This window comes from Vibrio sp. Vb0667 (genome assembly GCF_033391095.1).
The window spans coordinates 1-15,679 of the sequence record NZ_JAWPOL010000015.1; the positions used below are offsets into that span (position 1 = coordinate 1).

Below are 15,679 nucleotides of genomic sequence, written 5' to 3' on the forward strand. Positions count from 1 at the left end.
GTCAGCCGGAGAAACGCGCACAGTTCGACGCGACACTGGCTGCACTATCTGACAGCCAGAAAGAGGCATTTAAGAAAGAGCATCACGATAAGAACCGCTCAAGCTTAAAAGATATTGTCAGCTTTGCTCACAAATACGCCGAGAAGTGCCGAGAACTACACAAACAAGAACAGGGGAAAGCCAATGCAATTTAAACAACTAACTAAAGGCGATGTGGTTTATGTCAGACGTACCGTTAATGTTAACTCCGGTTGGTGTACTCGAACATTAGGCACGTTCTTTATTCCTGCCGAGGTAACAGCGGTTACTAAGGCACGTTTTAAGGCAATGGTACTACGGGACGTTTTAAGCCCTATTGAAATGACGTTTAGACGCGATGATGGCGTAGAACATCGAAGCGGTAGCCAACGTCTAATCGCATTCAATCTAGGCCAAGAGACGAGCGATGGCGTTGTTACTGACCAGCTTAAAGAATGGCAAGAATGCTGCAAATTGGCTCGGGATATTCGTGACGTTCGCCACCTAGTGAACGTTAACGATATTGACCCTATGCAGATGACCCAAGCGCTATGTGACGAAGTGTTGGCGGTGATTGCCAAGCTACCACGAAAAGCAAACGGCTATTAACTTTCCATTGGCTGCCAGTTCGCTGGTGGCCATCCCTATCCTGATTTACGACTATGAACACATTCGAATCATTCCTTTGTGATCTACACGACCACATTAAGCGGGAGGACTTCTTAGCAAGTCTATACGGCGATATTCGTCGCTGCATTAAGAGCCACGGCGTTTTCGTGCTGGCTACACCAGATTTTACCTATAGTGTCGGGCATGCTTATCACGATTGGCCTGACATTGTTATCAATCATCCAGCGCACACAACGGCGCACATGATCATCATGCAGCTTCACCACCACTGGAAAGAGCACGGCTTTGCGCTTGGACGCAATGATCATGTTATCCAGACAAAGAACGGGCAGAGATTACCTGTTTATATCGAGGAAATATCGAATCTCGAAGCGCTGGTGGATGAATACACGGTACAGGCGAATAACTTCTACTGTAGCCATCCCGAATATGTTAAAACCACGCCCAAGTTCGTACAGGTCTATTTCCCCGATGAAAAGGGTAAGTTGCCTTTTGAGGATGGATTTAATGATGTGTTCGCACAGCCATCATTAAACGAACTGAATAACCAAAAATAGAAACATCAAAATAATAGGTATCAATAGAAATGCGTAAAATTGTTTGTCTACTCCCGCTGTTGCTGTCTGGTTGTGTCGCTGTTTGGGGACAGTCTTATAACATCGACATTGCAAATGAGGACTATGTACAGGTCAACTATGATTCAGCAGTGATCAACTATAAGGCGATGCTAAGCGAGGTTGCCGCGCATTGTGCCAAGTACGACAAAGATTACGTCAATGACAGCACGATTATGAACGGTTGGGGGATCACAATGGCCGTTTATCGCTGCGTTGAGAAGAAAGAGAGCAACTAACCATGAAGCCACCAGCACGGTGGCTTTTTTGTGCATGGAAAATAAAAATAGGCACAATTGTTGACATTTAAATCTAAATAGGTACAATTGTGGATGTTGGGAGTGAGTTTATTCCCACGTTCTTTAAAAATCTGAGACTTAACAATTACTTTATGAGGTGATCTATCGGCAAGTACCATACAGATAAAGACATTAGTAAGGCAATCAGCGAAGCAGTTAAAGCTGGTTGGATTTGGGAGTTAAGCAAAGGGCATCCAGCAGGGATTCTCAAATGCACCCACAAAAACAAATGTCACCGAATGTCAGTACCGTCTACCCCTATCCCAAGCAAACGACTTTGGTGGGCTAAGCGGATTAGAAAAGCTGTAAAACAGTGTAAGTAATATCAATCCCCTTGACTGCTCAAGGGGATTTTAAAAGTCTCGATTTTTTATTTAATTAAGTATCAGTGATACGGAGAGAGAGTTCGATGAGTATCTATGAGTTCACTCTAAACATCGGCAATATCAACATCACGAACGACAACGATTTACTCGACGTATCGTGCAAACTGTATGAGGGCGCTTGCTCTGACGCTGCGGTTATGTCTGTTGATGAAATGCTATATATCGAATTTGAGCGAGAGGCAGATTCCTTTGCTCAAGCTGTAACACAAGCAATCAAGGATGTGGAGTCGGTAGATGGCTACAACTTGCAGGTTATCTCTATTGAGGGCGACCTTGTGAGTTTGGGCGAAGCTGCGGAGTTCACCGGAGTTAAGAAAAGCACACTAGCAAAATACAAAAAGGGCACATTTGGCGGCGGCGGCTTCCCTGTGCCAGTACGCAAAGCTTCAAAGAAAGATCCTCTTTGGAGGCTTAGCGACATAGCAGATTGGCTATACCAAAAGGGCAAAGTTACTAGCGAGCTAGTAGAACGCGCTCGCATGATGGATGTAATTAACCATCACCTAGAAACCAGATTGATGAAGAATAGCGATAAGTACGCAAACCTACTCATCAATATCTAAACTAACCTAATAATACCCATAAAGTAATAAAGTCTCAGTTGCCACCAGCGTATCGCTGGTGGCTTTTTTTATGGTTGAAGCTAAAATGCCACTAATTGCTTAAAAAGAGGATTGATGATTGAAAGAGTTTGATTTCGCACTGGTGGCCAAGTTCCAAGGCGACATGAACGCAGACACGCTTTGCGAGCTATCTAATGCGCTGTTTGAGGTTGGTGCTAATGATTGCACTGTATCGGCATCTGGCAGCGATATTCGTATCGAGTTCGACCGAGAAGCTAACTCATACAGTGAAGCCGTTCAAAGCGCAATGCAGCAAGCTAATCAGGTTAGCGGCCTTACCGCGCTCAGTGTGGCCAATAGCCAATAACGAGGTTGATCTTATGACGACTCAATTAAAAGAGTTTGACGCATCCGACTACCTAACCGACCAACAGACAATCCAAGCCTATATTGATGAAGCGTCAAGCACTGGTGAACCCGAGATTATTGCAGAAGCTTTAGCTACCGCTGCCAAGGCCAAAGGTATGGATAATACCTTACAGCCACCTAATGACCCATCTTTATCCTCGCTTATCTCGCTGGCGAACGTGTTAGGCGTATCAATTAAGTTAGGTATTAACGGGGAATAATATATTCCACTTTTTCGGTCTAACCGAACTACTCATTGGTTATCCTGTTCGGAATTTATTCAATTTAGTTTCATTTCTCCATAGAACTGAAACTAACCCACCAAATTTTGATTTTTAAGGCACTTTTGACCAGTGCTGGACACTTTTTTTCAACTATTTTTGCTTGGCCATTGACGCGCGTATTTCGATTTTCTAACTTTAGATTAAAGAAAGAAAAGCATGATAACTATATCAAGTCTTATCGCGATGGCCATTGCGGTTTATAAGTTGGCCACACCTGAACGCATTGAAAGAATTAAACTTTCTATCGAAGCATTCAAAACCTCCAAAGAACTGGTTAGTGACCTGACCAAGTTAACCAAACAACTGCGAAAGCTAGTGTTATACGTTGATCTTGGCCTGTTCCTAATGCTTCTAAGTGACTACGCCGAGTTAATAATCCCAATCGTGGTCAACTTCCCAACCTAACCCACACGGCGCGCCTTAATGGTGCGCCTTTTTTTGGCTCAAAAATAGACAGAGATTTACAAAATGAGCATATTTTATGTCTCTTTATAATAAATGTGTTCGGAATTTAAAATTGAAGTGGTATATTAATTTCGTTCCTAATCCCTTTGTAGTTAAAGGGGATGTTTAGAAACGGGAGTTACCTAATGATTGTCTATAAAGTTGGACGTTACACATTTTCTGCTGACCTACGCCGATACTCCAAACAAGTCGGCCAAGAGGGCAACTACACACTAGGCTTTTGTACGGTCGAGTACCTACCTAAAGGCAACAGCCTTTACCATCCAGAGCCGAAGTTAATCGACAGCAATAAACCATATGACATTATCGAGTTTGACCCTAAAGCTAAGATCAACGGCAGCCTGGCAATTCAGTGCAAAGCAGACAAGCACAACGCGACACAAGCCGAGGAAATTAGCTGGATTGCTATTCAAATTGACGCACCAGATGGCGACTTAGACGGGCTAATCCGAAGAATCGCAGCGGAGGGCGGTGTAGAGCTTAATGAGCAAATCTTGAATCAGACCCGAGAAAACATATACATGCGCTACTCAACACCTACTCAAAGCGATCCTGCAACGGTTGGCGCGCTTATTCGCAACACATCAACCCTTAAGGCCGACTTCTATTACAAAACCCGTATCGAGTCGCTAGCGAAGCATTTCAACACCACCAGCCGACAAGCGGAATGGTTGGTGTTTATCGATAACGGCTCAAAGATGGCTAAACGTGACGATGGCTGGCACCCAACATTACTCGACCTAGACGAACCCGCTACAGAGAAAGAGCTTAATGAGCTGGTGGACGCTGGCGCAATCGCCTTTGATGCAGAGAGCAACACGTACACCAATACCGAAAAAACAACCTTAGCACTGAGAGAGAACTACCTGTAATCCTCCACCAGCAAATGTGAACAATTAGGAGCAGATTATGACATTAGATGATTTGGTTTTTCTTGTTTGGAAAGACGCAACCATTGACGGCAACGAACTACACGGCGTAGTGACGTTAAACGAAATAGAATTACTTGGCCTTGTTCGTGAGGCATTCGAGCGCAAAACTGGCCTTAAGGCTCAACACATCGAGCTACGCGCCATCACTAGCGAACCAGACGAGTTTTACGCTGACTTACCACGCATCAAAGTGGGAGAGGACGAGTAATGGCGAAAATCATTATCGAAATCACGCAGCCAAAAGACCATAGCGGCGTTTACGTGTTTAACAATGCCATTGGCACGTCATTGAACCTTGAGCTGAATGTAGAAACGGAGGCGCACGAAAAGCTGGCCTCCGCCGTAGCCAATAAGGTAGCAGACGTTCTTGAGTTAACCATTAGCGATGGCGTTAAAGCGGCCACTCAAGCCGTTATCAATGAAAGCATTCAAGACAAAACATGTTAATCAACGGAATTGAAGTTACACGCGCATTAATCATCCGTAAGCCGTGGATTCACCTTATCCTCGCTGGCTTAAAGGTTTGGGAAATGCGCTCTACCAAAACCAAAATCCGAGGCACCATTGCCCTAATTGAACAGGGCACTGGTTTAATCGTTGGCCTAGCGAACTTAACCGACTCTTTAGAGCCTCTATCGCATGCAGAATTGATGGCCAACTTTGATAAACACAAGGTGGACTATGACGCTATGCCTGAGCTGGCTAAATGGCGTTGCCCTTGGGTTTTGGAGGACGTACAGCGCATTGAACCAATCCCTTATGAGCACAAGGTAGGCGCTGTAATTTGGGTAAATATCTAGGAGTAATCAAATGGCTCGCTGGTGGAAGAAATGCAAATACACGATCGAGTACAAAGGCTATGTGTTTGAGTACGACACAGCCGAGGAACTAGGGCGAATGGTGGCGCAATCTGGCTGCGGTATGGAAAACCCTTTCGACCCTAACACCGTGGAATTTGACCAGTTCTATGACAGCTACGCGACAACTAAGGAAGAAATGGCCAAGGCGGCGAAAATAGCAAGAAACGGCGAAGTGTCGATCGCCTTGCTTTGATAAACAGTGCCGTCCATTAAGAATCGTTTCATATATAGCTCAAATCATTTACAAGAGCATTAATAGGTAATATTAGTTTCTTGATTGACGGCAAGTAAATGCATAATATTTCGGGCGGCAATTGCCAATAAAAATTCTAAATAACAAAGAGTAAGAATCGAATGTTTGTCATAAAACTTATCATAACATTATTCGTTATAACGCCAGTGGTGGCTTATTATTCATTTCAGGCTGGAGGTCATATCATCCCTAGTGATGGTGATTTCAATTATTGGGGAGCCATCATTACGTCAATCATCACCACGATTACAGTGATCTGGTATTTAGGGAAGTACGAGGATTCACGCCTTATAAAGCGAGCTAATAGTTTAGGTGTTAATTCAGAATATGTATCGCTGTATGGTGATAATGGCCTAATAATCGATAACGCCAACAAAAAGATATTTGCTGGAACCAAAAAGAACGGAAAGGTCTTCAATTATGATGATGTTTCTAGCATTGAACGAGAGGACGTTCCATTTGGTAGAATGATAAAGTGTGTAATTCACATTAACACTCTAGACTTCGACACGCCAAGAGTAACCGTAGGATATTCTGATTCTAGCGCCCAGCGAGATCGAGCATTCTCCAAGCTAAGAGCGGCATTAAAGATTAGTTAATGCTAACCAAATAAAAAGACACCGCCCATCGTGGCGGTGTTTTTGTATCTACAATAATTGACTATTCGGATCAAAAAATTCCCTTTTTGGGGAAAGAATGATTGACTATACGCATGCTGAGTACGACTAAGTAGATGCAGCAACCGTTTAGATTGAGGTGAATATGAACATTAAACCTATCAAAACTGAGGAAGATAACCGCGCTGCACTGGCGCGTATCTCTGAGATTTTCGATGCTGAACCAAATACGCCAGAGGGCGATGAATTGGAAGCGCTAGCAACGTTAGTCGAGGCGTTTGAAGAAGCTCATTATCCAATTGCTCCACCTGATCCAATTGAAGCTATTAAGTTTCGCATGGAGCAGTAAGGCTATAGAAGATAGAGATCTTGTGCCGTTCCTTAGTCAGCGTAGTCGCGTTAATCCACACCCCCAACCATTACACCCTATAACATTGATTCAACAACTACTTTTACCCGCCAATTGCTGTTAATGTGTAGCTCAAACAACACCACCAGCAAGGAAAACAACGTGAACGACAAGATTGATTTGGACAAGGTACTCGACAAGCTAACCAGCATGACACCTGACCGCCTAGAAAAAGTCATGGACAAGTTCAACCTAGCCCAAGAAAGACAACGGGCAGCCCAAGAAGATAGAGAGGCCAAGGAATCAGGCATCGAGCGCATTACTCTGTTCTTTGCTGGTGGCCATAAGGCACTACTGGTGAAGCCTAACCCATTAACAGGAACATGGCTGCTGAATCTATACGGAGCTGGCACAGTTACCGCGCCGCAGGATGTGAACGTAGAATTTGAGGTAACAGACCACTTTACTGAGCTGTTTCGTTTCTCGATGACGTTCAATGGATTTACCTATTGGCACGACCTTATAGACGAGTCGATGGCGCAAGAGTTGGCATCATTTCTGAACGTTCCTTTGCAGGTGCAGTGAGTCTCACTGGTAAAAGTTGGTCAAAATGCGCCTTTAAGAGTGATGATTCACGACCTAATCACATCATATAGTCATATTTGGGGTTGGTTTTCTGTTTCGGCGTGATTGCGTCAGGGAAAACAAAACCCCAACGTGAACCCACTTTGAAAAATAAAGTAAAATGTCCCAATCGAAAAAGATAAAGGATAAAAGATGACTTGGACAGGCTTTACTATTGATGGCAATTTCTACGACCTTTCTCACCTACAAAGCTCTGAGCACTATGTCATGGTTGATGGCCAAGAAGTAAAGCTGCACGTTAGCTACTCTAACCACTGCTTTACTGACCAAAAAGAAAATGGAGCGATGCTTTTTAAAAAGGAGCAACGCTATTGGTGCCATGAGCGCTACGCCAGAAGCAAAGAGTTGCCCAACCTAATTCAGAACAACCTTATAGAACACTATGCAGTGCCATATCTCTCCAAGAAAGGAGAGTCCTATCACTACATGGAAGCTTATGACTATGCGATTTTCTTTAGTTTGACGAAGCCGCACGGAACAACTGGCGAATTAAAGATGAAGGTCAATTCTGCGTATGAGCTTGATGCGTGGGGACGCGACACATTACCCAAAGGCAAGCCAAAGAGGGTTAGCTGGATACTTTCGCAAAGGCTGCAAGGCAAGTCGATTCTGAATAGAAAGCGTTAGATATGAAAAAAGCGCCTAAATGGCGCTCTTTCATACGGAAATATAAATCTGGTCTGGTCTTTGTTTATTAGATTATCCTGTTCACTGACTAGGGGAGTCACCTCCGACACCAACACCCTCTAAAAGAGTTCCAGTATGTGTTAGCAAGTTAATTATCACGATACTCCGTATCATTTGCCAATAGTTTATACCTATCAATTATCATAATTGATAATTCTCGGATAGTTACAACCTATATAAGATAGGGAGAATTAAACACAAATCCTCTGCGACACATCGCCGGAGCTGGTGGTCACTCGGCCACGAACGCGACCACACACCACATCGCCCGCACCTGTACAAACATCCCCGCCAACGTCTCCGCATTTCACGTTACCCGAGCCAGTATTAATTGACCTTGCCTCATTGCATTGGACACTACCCGAACCAGCATCAATATCGCCCACATCGCCGTTGATATGGATGTTGATATTCACGCTCTTAATATCTTCTTGTAGCTTGCCGTCCACAAACACACGGCCATCATTATCGATCGAGATAGAGTTGCCCTTATAGACCTTGCCGTTGATTCTGATTTCGCTACCAGCGCTAATACTTGAGATAGATGCAGCTACGTTTGAAAATCGCAGCTTGCCAAACAGTTTACTTAACCAAGACATATCAATCTCCCTTTAACGTTTCGATTGGCCTCAAGCCTTTCGATAAAATCTCTCTGATACGGTTTTAGTTCGAATTGGCCACACGCTTCGACAAAGGCCGTTAAGCTCGGTGTCTCGCGCTTAAAGCTGGCGTATTGGCGCATGACTTGGCGTGAATACGTCTTACCGCTCCGGCCATCGGATAGGCCACCAGCAAAGGCGGCCTTTTGGTTTAATGCACTGGCCACACTGACAGCCAAAAACGACTTTCTATGAATGGCCAGCTCGCTATCGTAATCGTCACAAATCACGATGGTTGCTTGTCGTCCTCTCATTCCTATGCTTTCATCCTCTCGAACTCGATCAATCTTTGAATGGTGGCCATTTCCTCTAGGCATACCGCTTCTTTGTGTATGACCTTGCTAATATCGCGCTTCTCGTACTTGGCTTGTTCTATTTTCAGTTCGGCCAGCTTCTTATTGGATTGGCGCACATAGTTGGAAAAGGCGCGTGTTCCAGCATCAAGCGTTGGTAGCTTTTCTTGGATTTCCTTTCGCAGCTCAAAGAACGCTAACAAAGGCATTTCTTGTTGCGCCCTATATCGTGCTGCTTTCTTCTCAAGTCGTTTGTATTCAGCCTCAAGCGCATCGATGACGAGTTGTGTTCTACTTCTCATAGTTCTTTTGTGCTTCTTTCTGGCGCGTAGGCTTCCATATCCAGCGTTTTGCGCCCAAACCAGTACCAAACAATGACCCTTGGACATAAACGCCTCTACGGCCAATATTGAGCGTTAACCAGCGCCCACCAATTGAGACGCTAGTAAAGCCAGTTTTGCCAAAGTTAACCCTTATAAGGCCAGATATTCGGAATGACTTGCGGAAAGTAATGTTCGTTTTTCGCATGGTATGTACTCAAAGTGGTTTGCATTCTTGGTGCCAGTCGCCCCTGTCACTATCAGGGCGTTATCATCATTGGTTATTGTGGCCATTAGCACCTGTTTGGCCTTATCGGTTAAGTAGGATTCGTTAACGATGATCTTAAAGTTATGTAGACACCAACCCGCCAGCGCTTCCTCTCGACCACTACGGTAGTGTTGAAACATGATCGATGGTCGGCCACATGTGTCGGCGTTCTTAAGGTAAACCTCGCCACTGTGTTCAACGATTTTCTCTACCATTAGGCAATCTTCAATCAGGGATAGATATTCGTGCTTATCCTGGACTGAGCATACAAACAGAACGCGACGTTTGGGATTGTGCTTAATACAGGCCATCGCAAAACGCATGGCATCAATCTTTGAGTTACTTGCTACCGTGGCAAAGTGGTTCTCTGTACTGGTGATTAGGTTCATCAAGACACCGCCTTAAATATAAAATCCGACATGAGGACGACCAGAACAAGGCCGATCACAATGCGCGGGAACTCGGGCAACTTGAGCATATGGAACACGCATTCCAGCACAAAGAAAAACGCAACGGCCAACCAGAACGCTGGCCAGTTAATCATGTTCATTACCATCATCATCCGATAAAGGGATTAGTCGTTTCAAACCCGCGAACGCAGTAGAAAGTGCGATCGCATCCAGTGTGCGAGGCTTATGGATAGTCCATTGACCTTTGCCGTTAATGGCCACCAGCTCGCGCTTAACATCATGACCAGTGTCACTCGCTACCAAGTCTGCTAACTCAAATAAGAGCTTCACACGCGCGCTAGCAAAGCGGCTTGTTTCGCCTTGTGGGATAAATACGTTTTGCGTCTTAACCTTGCTGCGTAGGAACTCGTAAATGAAGCAGCCGCAACCATGACTGGACACTACTGCATGATCATTGCCAATTAGTGCTAGCAAGTTCGCTTTCCAGTCATCGTTAAAGACCTTGGAAGCATCCAGAAAACGGAATCCATCTACAATAGGGCGTTCCTGTTCGTCCTTGTGGCACTGAATTTCACATAGATAAGGTTGGTTCTTATGAAATCCAACCGATACAACTCGAATTAGATCACTCATCTGGTTAACTCTCTTAGCGTTGTCATTGCCGCTTCTACTTCTTCTTCGTTGGTAGCATTCATTAGGTCGTATGCTGCCTTTTTAATGCGAATCAGTGTGGCTGTTGGTGTTTGGCCGCTCTCTTTCTGGATGACGATCGAGAATTGCTGATTGAGCGCGCTATCCACGTAATCAAGGAATTGGTAGTTGTTCGCTTTCTTGTGTTTGAAGTAACCCACGAACGCTGCTGCAAGGTTATGAAGTAGTGAGCGTTTAAGTTCCTCATCGACGCTTTCATCTTCCATTATTTGGCAGTATTTCGCTGCCGTACCAGCGTTTAATTGATGCACTAGGGCATTAAGTCGTTTGATTTCGCTTTGTTGTCTTTTGATGGTCGATAATGGCCAAATACACATAGTTTCTGCTCTCTCTGGCTCGGGCAAGGCAGCGCATCAACGCTACCAAGCGCCATAGGTTTGTTATCGTTGGTTATTTGTTTAGCTGACGCTCTGTATTGCGGCGTAGTACCCAATATTGGGAATCTGAGACGGTCATCGCCCAAGCGTGGTAATGCGCGTTAATACGCTCAACTCGGCGGCGTTCTTTGATGCGGCGAACTTTCTCGCTTAAGGCAAGGTGGAGCACCCAAGCGGATAGGATGAATATGGTGATTGCGCTGATCCAAAACGCAATAGATATGAATGTGCTAAATGAAATGCTCATGTTTCTTTTACTGTGTGCTGGTGGTTTTGTATCGAGATACCGGCTTTTGCTGTAGCCGGTATGTGGTTTACTGAAAGTGGCGCACTTCAAACCGCCTAACCTTGGATTCTTCAAGGATTGCTGCTAGTCGGTCTAATCGCCATTCTCTTGGCTTATCGTCGCGCGTGTAGCGCACTGAGTAGGCTTTTATGTCATCGGTAGTGTTATCGATGGCAATAAGAGAAAAACCGCCGCTTGCTTGCTGCTGAGCGACGATATTGAGCTGGTGGCCATGTTCCACCAGCCGTTTGAACTCACATAATTTAATCGGTGTAATCTGTGCCATGATGCAAACTCGTCGTTTTTGTATGTTTAAAACGTCACGTTTTACATTAGGAGTAGATTATAACTATAGAGTTTAGATTTACAAGGTGTGTTCGGAATATATGTAGGCGGCAGCAAAACTATTTAAGTTGTACGCTGCTGACCTTTTCAATGTGTAACAATACGTCCATCACATCGCTGTGAGCTTTGAGTAACTTTCTCTTAGCAAGAGTCCATGCCGCCAATTTCCCATGAGCGCTCACACTTACCTTAATGAAATGCTCGCGCTTCTGGTCGTTCTCATCGTACTTGGTGTACCGTGCCACATAGTATTGCTTACCATCAATGGTAGTTAACCGTGGGTCGAGACTTTTCGGCAACCGCGCCAGTAAGTTGAATTGCTTGCGAACGCGATCCCAACAACGCCCCCATAGTTCCTTGCCGATTTGGTTGCGTATTTTGGTTGCCTTGCGTAGTCCTTTCTTTTCACCAATGCGAACAAACCCGACAGAACGACGAATGTAACCGCCCTCCGGTTTAGGTACACTAACGGCGTAGCAAGTCTTTTTCTTGGTGATAAATCGATAGCCTGTGTTAGATACGAAATAAGCATAAGCGTTACGACACTCTGACACTCTATAACCCTCAAAAAAACAAAACATGCGATTCCTTTCGGTTGGATTTAACTGGCCATTGCTGCCCTTTCTTGGCCAAATGAATAACGTTACAGCGTAACTATGTTTTTTATATTCCTAATTAATGCGACAGATTGATAGTCTTTAGGTCATCATAGCTGCAACCAAGCACTAGCTTGATTGCCTTTTTACTGAACCCTTGCTTCATTAATTCTCTTACCTTTGGTTTGAGCTCATTCGGAATCGGGGTTCGGGAAAGTTCCTGTTGTCGAAGCTTAAATTCGTTCACTCGCAAGTTCGCGTTCATCAGAGCTTTACACATAATTTCCCCTCCCTTTATTCTGCCTTTGGTTTTAATGAAATGCCTGTTGTGTACTCTTTCGCTTCATCGTGGAACGTTCTTAAGTAGTGGTCAGTCACGGCAACACTGGAGTGCCCCAACGCATCTTTAATCACTTTCAAAGAGGCTTTCTTTTCAAGCAATAGCATGGCGTACATTTTTCGCATCGAGTGTGTTGATAGCTGGTATGGCAACCTCAACTCCATTGCTATGCGCTTATACGCTCGGTTGATGTACTGGATGCTGATCGCATTGCCCTTTTTGGCCAAGTGGTGATTGGATTGAAACATCAACTCATTATGGCCATTGTGTAGGTAGATACGCTTAATCAGTTCTTCCAGTTCGGCGTTAACGTGGATGGTGATTCGGGCGGCTTCTTTAGCGGCCTTTTCACTCTTACCTCGGGTCATACGGCCTTTGAAGCCTTTAGACTGCACAATGGTAAATGACGACCTAATCACGCCATTTATCATCACATCGCTGAATTTTAGCTTCGAAATGTCGCAATAACGTAAACCTGTACGCACCTCCATTTCAATCATCATCGAGATAAGCGGGTTTATGTCATCCATTAAACGGATGATTTTTTCCAATTCGTCTAAGTCACGCGCAGGGAAAGCAGCCATTAGATTAACTCCACTTCATTAGCATTAACCGTCTTAAACTCACCACCAACGAACACCTGAATTTGCAGGGTTCGAGATAGCAAGCCAAAGCCCAAGAACAAGCCGAGTTCCCCATCGACACACACAAAATCGTGGTGAACAGGTAGGCGGCCAAAGTGGTTAATCATCTTGGTTTGTGCTTGAACACTTTGGGGCTCTTTAATGGTATTGATAGCAAAGCGAAGCTGAGAGCGAATCTTTAGGGCATTGGCACCTTTTCGCGCCTTGCTGATCGTGCCTTGCACACAAGGCAAGCCGTAGAAGTTGCGAATGACAGCGGCGGCTTGCTCTTGGCCTCCACATTCATTGATTAGCTCATCCAGAGAGATAAGAATAAGGTCATGATGACGCTCTTGGATGGCACTGCGTTTGCTCGCCCATTCATCCGAAAGCGACACCAATTCATTTTTTTTAAACATTTTTGCTGATCCTTTTTTGGCAAAATGCCAGTGTTTGCTCGGAACACAATATATTCCAACGGAATATCTTTTGCAACCCTGTTCGGAATACTTCTATTGAAAGTACAAAGAGTTCCAAAAGTGGGCGATTAATCAACTTTTGATAAATAACGCAATAGTGCTCAAAACACCACCAGCAAGAAGCCATTTTTTATCAATATTCCTATGGAATATTTAGACTCATTCACACAAAATGCCAGGATTAGAAAGCAATCTTAGATACTTGATAAGTTGTTGTTTTTATTGGATTTTATGTCTTTTTGCGTCGATGACCAGCGACAAAGCATTGGTTAAGTTAGTTTCAGTTCTGTGTAGAACTGAAACTAAAAGAGGTTTTTTTGAAACTCACTACGACAATAACCCGTCTGTGGCAATATAATGACGGTGTTACGCCGTCACGCGACACGAACAAACATGCATATCCTCAATTATTATGCGGTATAGGTCACGTTCTCAAAACCTAACTGCTAGTAACGATATGTTTGCATTATTTTGCATATCTAGACAATCAAAGATCACAGTCTCATAATACTCCGCGAACATCAGCTCGGTTGGCGAGAATCCCCTAAACTCTTTCCAAATCAGAGCTATATACGTATTGGCTATCCAGTCAATTGGCTTAAGAGATATAGATATGCACTGCACGTTGAATCAATTAATTCCAGTCGAAATACTAGATAAATGTGACCTGTCCCTAGATGTATTTAGCAGCTCGTTCCTCGATGACGCGACCGACATTTGCATGATGCATCTTATCCAATCGCATCCGAACGCACTATGCAATTCATCCATTAATCGTGATGACGTATTAAACTTCGTTCGAGATCACTTCTCCGCTTAAAAAGCAACACTTATAACGTTCTTCTGTTCGTTTTTTATTTAATTCCGAACACAAAAACGGTATGCTACGCATCAAGGATAAAGGTAGGGTTTTTCGTTACTCGCGTACGCTCAGGGATGGAGTGTAACCTTTATCCTCCAATGTAATTTGGAGCAACCGTTCACCATGATTAATAAAAAAAATACTGAAATTAAAGATTTAAAAGCTATTGATATAGAAACACTTAATCAATTACTTGCAAACAAACAAACGGCAGATGCGCGCCTAAAACGTGCCTTGAAGCACCGCGCGACTTTTTCCGAACAAATAGATGGCAAGGAAGATAGTGGACTATTCAATGATCGCATCGTAGCTGTAGTAAAACGTGGTAATCCGACCACTCGTTTACTTGAGTATATTGAGGCCGCGAAATCAGCCAATAAAGAGCTTTTAGAGCGCGCACCTCAATACTTCAACAGCTCATCTAACTCATTTAAAGAGACGACCGTAATTGAGAACGTCCGTCGCGTTAACATCACAATTAATAAAGCAGCTAGCAGCCAGAAAGTCACTGGTGCACGTCTAGCCAAAAGACTTGAAGCATACCTACGCGACCTAGACCGTAAACTCTCCTACGATCTTCCAGAAGATGAGAAAGAACAGCTCACTAACAATAAAAACACTGCATTGAATGAATTGAAATACTTCAAAGACAATGCAGACGTTGAGTTTAGAAAGCGCGGTCAAGAACACAATGACATTGTCGCTATTATCCATACCTATGATGGCAACAATGGCGGCATTTCTCGCGTAGCTAAAAAGGTTCACGTTAACGCTGGTGGCCTTGTTCTAATTAGGCATCGCTCTTGTAAAGATCACGATGTGCTAATCACAAACAACACCACTGAGGGACGTTCGATATTCGATGAAGCGAATGCTTTTAAGTCGGTACTGTACCCTAACGCTAATATGTATATAGAAAGCGAAGTTGACGCTATTCGTGAAGCCAGAAAAGAGCTTAGAAGCAAGAACGAAAGCAAAGCACGTTCGCAGTTCGATGGATTAGTGAACTAAGGTTTTAAGCTAAATTATTGTTGTTCCGCTTTGATTGGTGATTTGGTGGCGATATTTAGCGGTATCGCCACCTTTTCATATTACTTTTA

The 15,679-nt window shown here is 44.0% G+C and carries 31 protein-coding genes; 18 read left to right on the forward strand and 13 right to left on the reverse strand.

The window, feature by feature from the left end:
• The 17 genes from R8269_RS14430 to R8269_RS14510 form a co-directional block, all read left to right on the forward strand.
• Window positions 1-194, forward strand: a 194-nt coding sequence (locus tag R8269_RS14430; protein WP_318222572.1) for a hypothetical protein, incomplete at its 5' end; no start/stop codon positions are given.
• Complete coding sequence (locus tag R8269_RS14435) at window positions 184-627, forward strand: hypothetical protein (protein WP_206954315.1); 444 nt, start codon at window positions 184-186, stop codon at window positions 625-627. The genes R8269_RS14430 and R8269_RS14435, both read left to right, overlap by 11 nt.
• Before the next feature lie 53 nt (window positions 628-680).
• The gene (locus R8269_RS14440) at window positions 681-1,205 is read left to right on the forward strand and encodes a DUF4262 domain-containing protein (protein WP_206954317.1); all 525 of its coding nucleotides are present in this window, start codon (window positions 681-683) and stop codon (window positions 1,203-1,205) included.
• Between the two features lie 29 nt (window positions 1,206-1,234).
• Entirely contained in the window at window positions 1,235-1,501 is a 267-nt protein-coding gene (locus tag R8269_RS14445) for a hypothetical protein (protein WP_206954319.1), read from the forward strand.
• Between the two features lie 469 nt (window positions 1,502-1,970).
• Entirely contained in the window at window positions 1,971-2,510 is a 540-nt protein-coding gene (locus R8269_RS14450; protein WP_169629026.1) for a helix-turn-helix transcriptional regulator, read from the forward strand.
• A gap of 118 nt (window positions 2,511-2,628) precedes the next feature.
• Complete coding sequence (locus tag R8269_RS14455; protein ID WP_206954321.1) at window positions 2,629-2,877, forward strand: hypothetical protein; 249 nt, start codon at window positions 2,629-2,631, stop codon at window positions 2,875-2,877.
• Window positions 2,878-2,890: 13 nt separating this feature from the next.
• Window positions 2,891-3,139, forward strand: a complete 249-nt coding sequence (locus R8269_RS14460) for a hypothetical protein (protein WP_206954323.1) — start codon at window positions 2,891-2,893, stop codon at window positions 3,137-3,139.
• Between the two features lie 219 nt (window positions 3,140-3,358).
• Window positions 3,359-3,607: a hypothetical protein gene (locus tag R8269_RS14465; RefSeq protein ID WP_158174315.1), complete on the forward strand. Its 249-nt coding sequence runs from the start codon at window positions 3,359-3,361 to the stop codon at window positions 3,605-3,607.
• Window positions 3,608-3,792: 185 nt separating this feature from the next.
• The gene (locus R8269_RS14470; protein WP_206954325.1) at window positions 3,793-4,539 is read left to right on the forward strand and encodes a hypothetical protein; all 747 of its coding nucleotides are present in this window, start codon (window positions 3,793-3,795) and stop codon (window positions 4,537-4,539) included.
• A gap of 37 nt (window positions 4,540-4,576) precedes the next feature.
• Entirely contained in the window at window positions 4,577-4,807 is a 231-nt protein-coding gene (locus tag R8269_RS14475) for a hypothetical protein (RefSeq protein ID WP_206954327.1), read from the forward strand.
• On the forward strand, window positions 4,807-5,046 hold the full coding sequence (locus R8269_RS14480; protein ID WP_206954329.1) for a hypothetical protein: 240 nt from the start codon (window positions 4,807-4,809) through the stop codon (window positions 5,044-5,046). The genes R8269_RS14475 and R8269_RS14480 overlap by 1 nt, the downstream gene beginning before the upstream one ends.
• Entirely contained in the window at window positions 5,040-5,399 is a 360-nt protein-coding gene (locus R8269_RS14485) for an ASCH domain-containing protein (RefSeq protein ID WP_206954331.1), read from the forward strand. The genes R8269_RS14480 and R8269_RS14485 overlap by 7 nt, the downstream gene beginning before the upstream one ends.
• 10 nt (window positions 5,400-5,409) lie before the next feature.
• Window positions 5,410-5,652: a hypothetical protein gene (locus R8269_RS14490; RefSeq protein WP_206954333.1), complete on the forward strand. Its 243-nt coding sequence runs from the start codon at window positions 5,410-5,412 to the stop codon at window positions 5,650-5,652.
• Between the two features lie 161 nt (window positions 5,653-5,813).
• Window positions 5,814-6,311 (forward strand): hypothetical protein, encoded by a 498-nt coding sequence (locus R8269_RS14495; protein WP_158174320.1) that lies wholly within the window; start codon window positions 5,814-5,816, stop codon window positions 6,309-6,311.
• A gap of 163 nt (window positions 6,312-6,474) precedes the next feature.
• The gene (locus tag R8269_RS14500) at window positions 6,475-6,678 is read left to right on the forward strand and encodes a helix-turn-helix domain-containing protein (protein WP_242542070.1); all 204 of its coding nucleotides are present in this window, start codon (window positions 6,475-6,477) and stop codon (window positions 6,676-6,678) included.
• 162 nt (window positions 6,679-6,840) lie between these two features.
• Window positions 6,841-7,263: a hypothetical protein gene (locus R8269_RS14505; RefSeq protein WP_140203144.1), complete on the forward strand. Its 423-nt coding sequence runs from the start codon at window positions 6,841-6,843 to the stop codon at window positions 7,261-7,263.
• 192 nt (window positions 7,264-7,455) lie between these two features.
• Entirely contained in the window at window positions 7,456-7,950 is a 495-nt protein-coding gene (locus tag R8269_RS14510) for a hypothetical protein (protein ID WP_206954335.1), read from the forward strand.
• Window positions 7,951-8,201: 251 nt separating this feature from the next.
• Here R8269_RS14510 and R8269_RS14515 read toward each other — a convergent pair whose 3' ends face one another.
• The 13 genes from R8269_RS14515 to R8269_RS14570 all read right to left on the reverse strand — a co-directional run bounded on the left by R8269_RS14515 (window position 8,202) and on the right by R8269_RS14570 (window position 13,657).
• Window positions 8,202-8,609 carry a hypothetical protein gene (locus tag R8269_RS14515; RefSeq protein WP_318222573.1) on the reverse strand — a complete coding sequence of 136 codons (408 nt, stop codon included), beginning with the start codon at window positions 8,607-8,609 and terminating at the stop codon, window positions 8,202-8,204.
• Window positions 8,597-8,923 (reverse strand): hypothetical protein, encoded by a 327-nt coding sequence (locus R8269_RS14520; RefSeq protein ID WP_318222574.1) that lies wholly within the window; start codon window positions 8,921-8,923, stop codon window positions 8,597-8,599. The genes R8269_RS14515 and R8269_RS14520 overlap by 13 nt, the downstream gene beginning before the upstream one ends.
• Window positions 8,924-8,925: 2 nt before the next feature.
• Window positions 8,926-9,264, reverse strand: coding sequence for a hypothetical protein (locus tag R8269_RS14525; RefSeq protein ID WP_318222575.1), 339 nt, complete (start codon window positions 9,262-9,264; stop codon window positions 8,926-8,928).
• Complete coding sequence (locus R8269_RS26695) at window positions 9,254-9,490, reverse strand: DUF4236 domain-containing protein (protein WP_140203140.1); 237 nt, start codon at window positions 9,488-9,490, stop codon at window positions 9,254-9,256. Before R8269_RS26695 ends, R8269_RS14525 begins: the two co-directional genes overlap by 11 nt.
• Window positions 9,436-9,939 (reverse strand): hypothetical protein, encoded by a 504-nt coding sequence (locus tag R8269_RS14530; protein WP_206954342.1) that lies wholly within the window; start codon window positions 9,937-9,939, stop codon window positions 9,436-9,438. Before R8269_RS14530 ends, R8269_RS26695 begins: the two co-directional genes overlap by 55 nt.
• A gap of 147 nt (window positions 9,940-10,086) precedes the next feature.
• A complete protein-coding gene (locus R8269_RS14535; RefSeq protein WP_318222576.1) occupies window positions 10,087-10,593 on the reverse strand; it encodes a hypothetical protein in 507 nt (168 codons plus the stop codon).
• Window positions 10,590-10,988, reverse strand: coding sequence for a hypothetical protein (locus R8269_RS14540; RefSeq protein ID WP_318222577.1), 399 nt, complete (start codon window positions 10,986-10,988; stop codon window positions 10,590-10,592). Before R8269_RS14540 ends, R8269_RS14535 begins: the two co-directional genes overlap by 4 nt.
• A 73-nt stretch (window positions 10,989-11,061) precedes the next feature.
• The gene (locus tag R8269_RS14545; RefSeq protein ID WP_206954350.1) at window positions 11,062-11,295 is read right to left on the reverse strand and encodes a hypothetical protein; all 234 of its coding nucleotides are present in this window, start codon (window positions 11,293-11,295) and stop codon (window positions 11,062-11,064) included.
• Between the two features lie 67 nt (window positions 11,296-11,362).
• Entirely contained in the window at window positions 11,363-11,620 is a 258-nt protein-coding gene (locus tag R8269_RS14550; protein WP_206954352.1) for a hypothetical protein, read from the reverse strand.
• 118 nt (window positions 11,621-11,738) lie between these two features.
• On the reverse strand, window positions 11,739-12,260 hold the full coding sequence (locus R8269_RS14555) for a Fe3+-citrate ABC transporter substrate-binding protein (RefSeq protein ID WP_212668980.1): 522 nt from the start codon (window positions 12,258-12,260) through the stop codon (window positions 11,739-11,741).
• Window positions 12,261-12,354: 94 nt separating this feature from the next.
• Window positions 12,355-12,555 (reverse strand): hypothetical protein, encoded by a 201-nt coding sequence (locus tag R8269_RS14560; RefSeq protein WP_176311803.1) that lies wholly within the window; start codon window positions 12,553-12,555, stop codon window positions 12,355-12,357.
• 14 nt (window positions 12,556-12,569) lie between these two features.
• Window positions 12,570-13,199 (reverse strand): tyrosine-type recombinase/integrase, encoded by a 630-nt coding sequence (locus tag R8269_RS14565; RefSeq protein ID WP_054866453.1) that lies wholly within the window; start codon window positions 13,197-13,199, stop codon window positions 12,570-12,572.
• On the reverse strand, window positions 13,199-13,657 hold the full coding sequence (locus R8269_RS14570) for a hypothetical protein (RefSeq protein ID WP_064369724.1): 459 nt from the start codon (window positions 13,655-13,657) through the stop codon (window positions 13,199-13,201). Before R8269_RS14570 ends, R8269_RS14565 begins: the two co-directional genes overlap by 1 nt.
• A gap of 1,045 nt (window positions 13,658-14,702) precedes the next feature.
• Between R8269_RS14570 and R8269_RS14575 the strand changes: the two genes are divergently transcribed.
• Window positions 14,703-15,590, forward strand: a complete 888-nt coding sequence (locus R8269_RS14575; protein ID WP_017634088.1) for a hypothetical protein — start codon at window positions 14,703-14,705, stop codon at window positions 15,588-15,590.
• Window positions 15,591-15,679 lie beyond the last annotated feature (89 nt).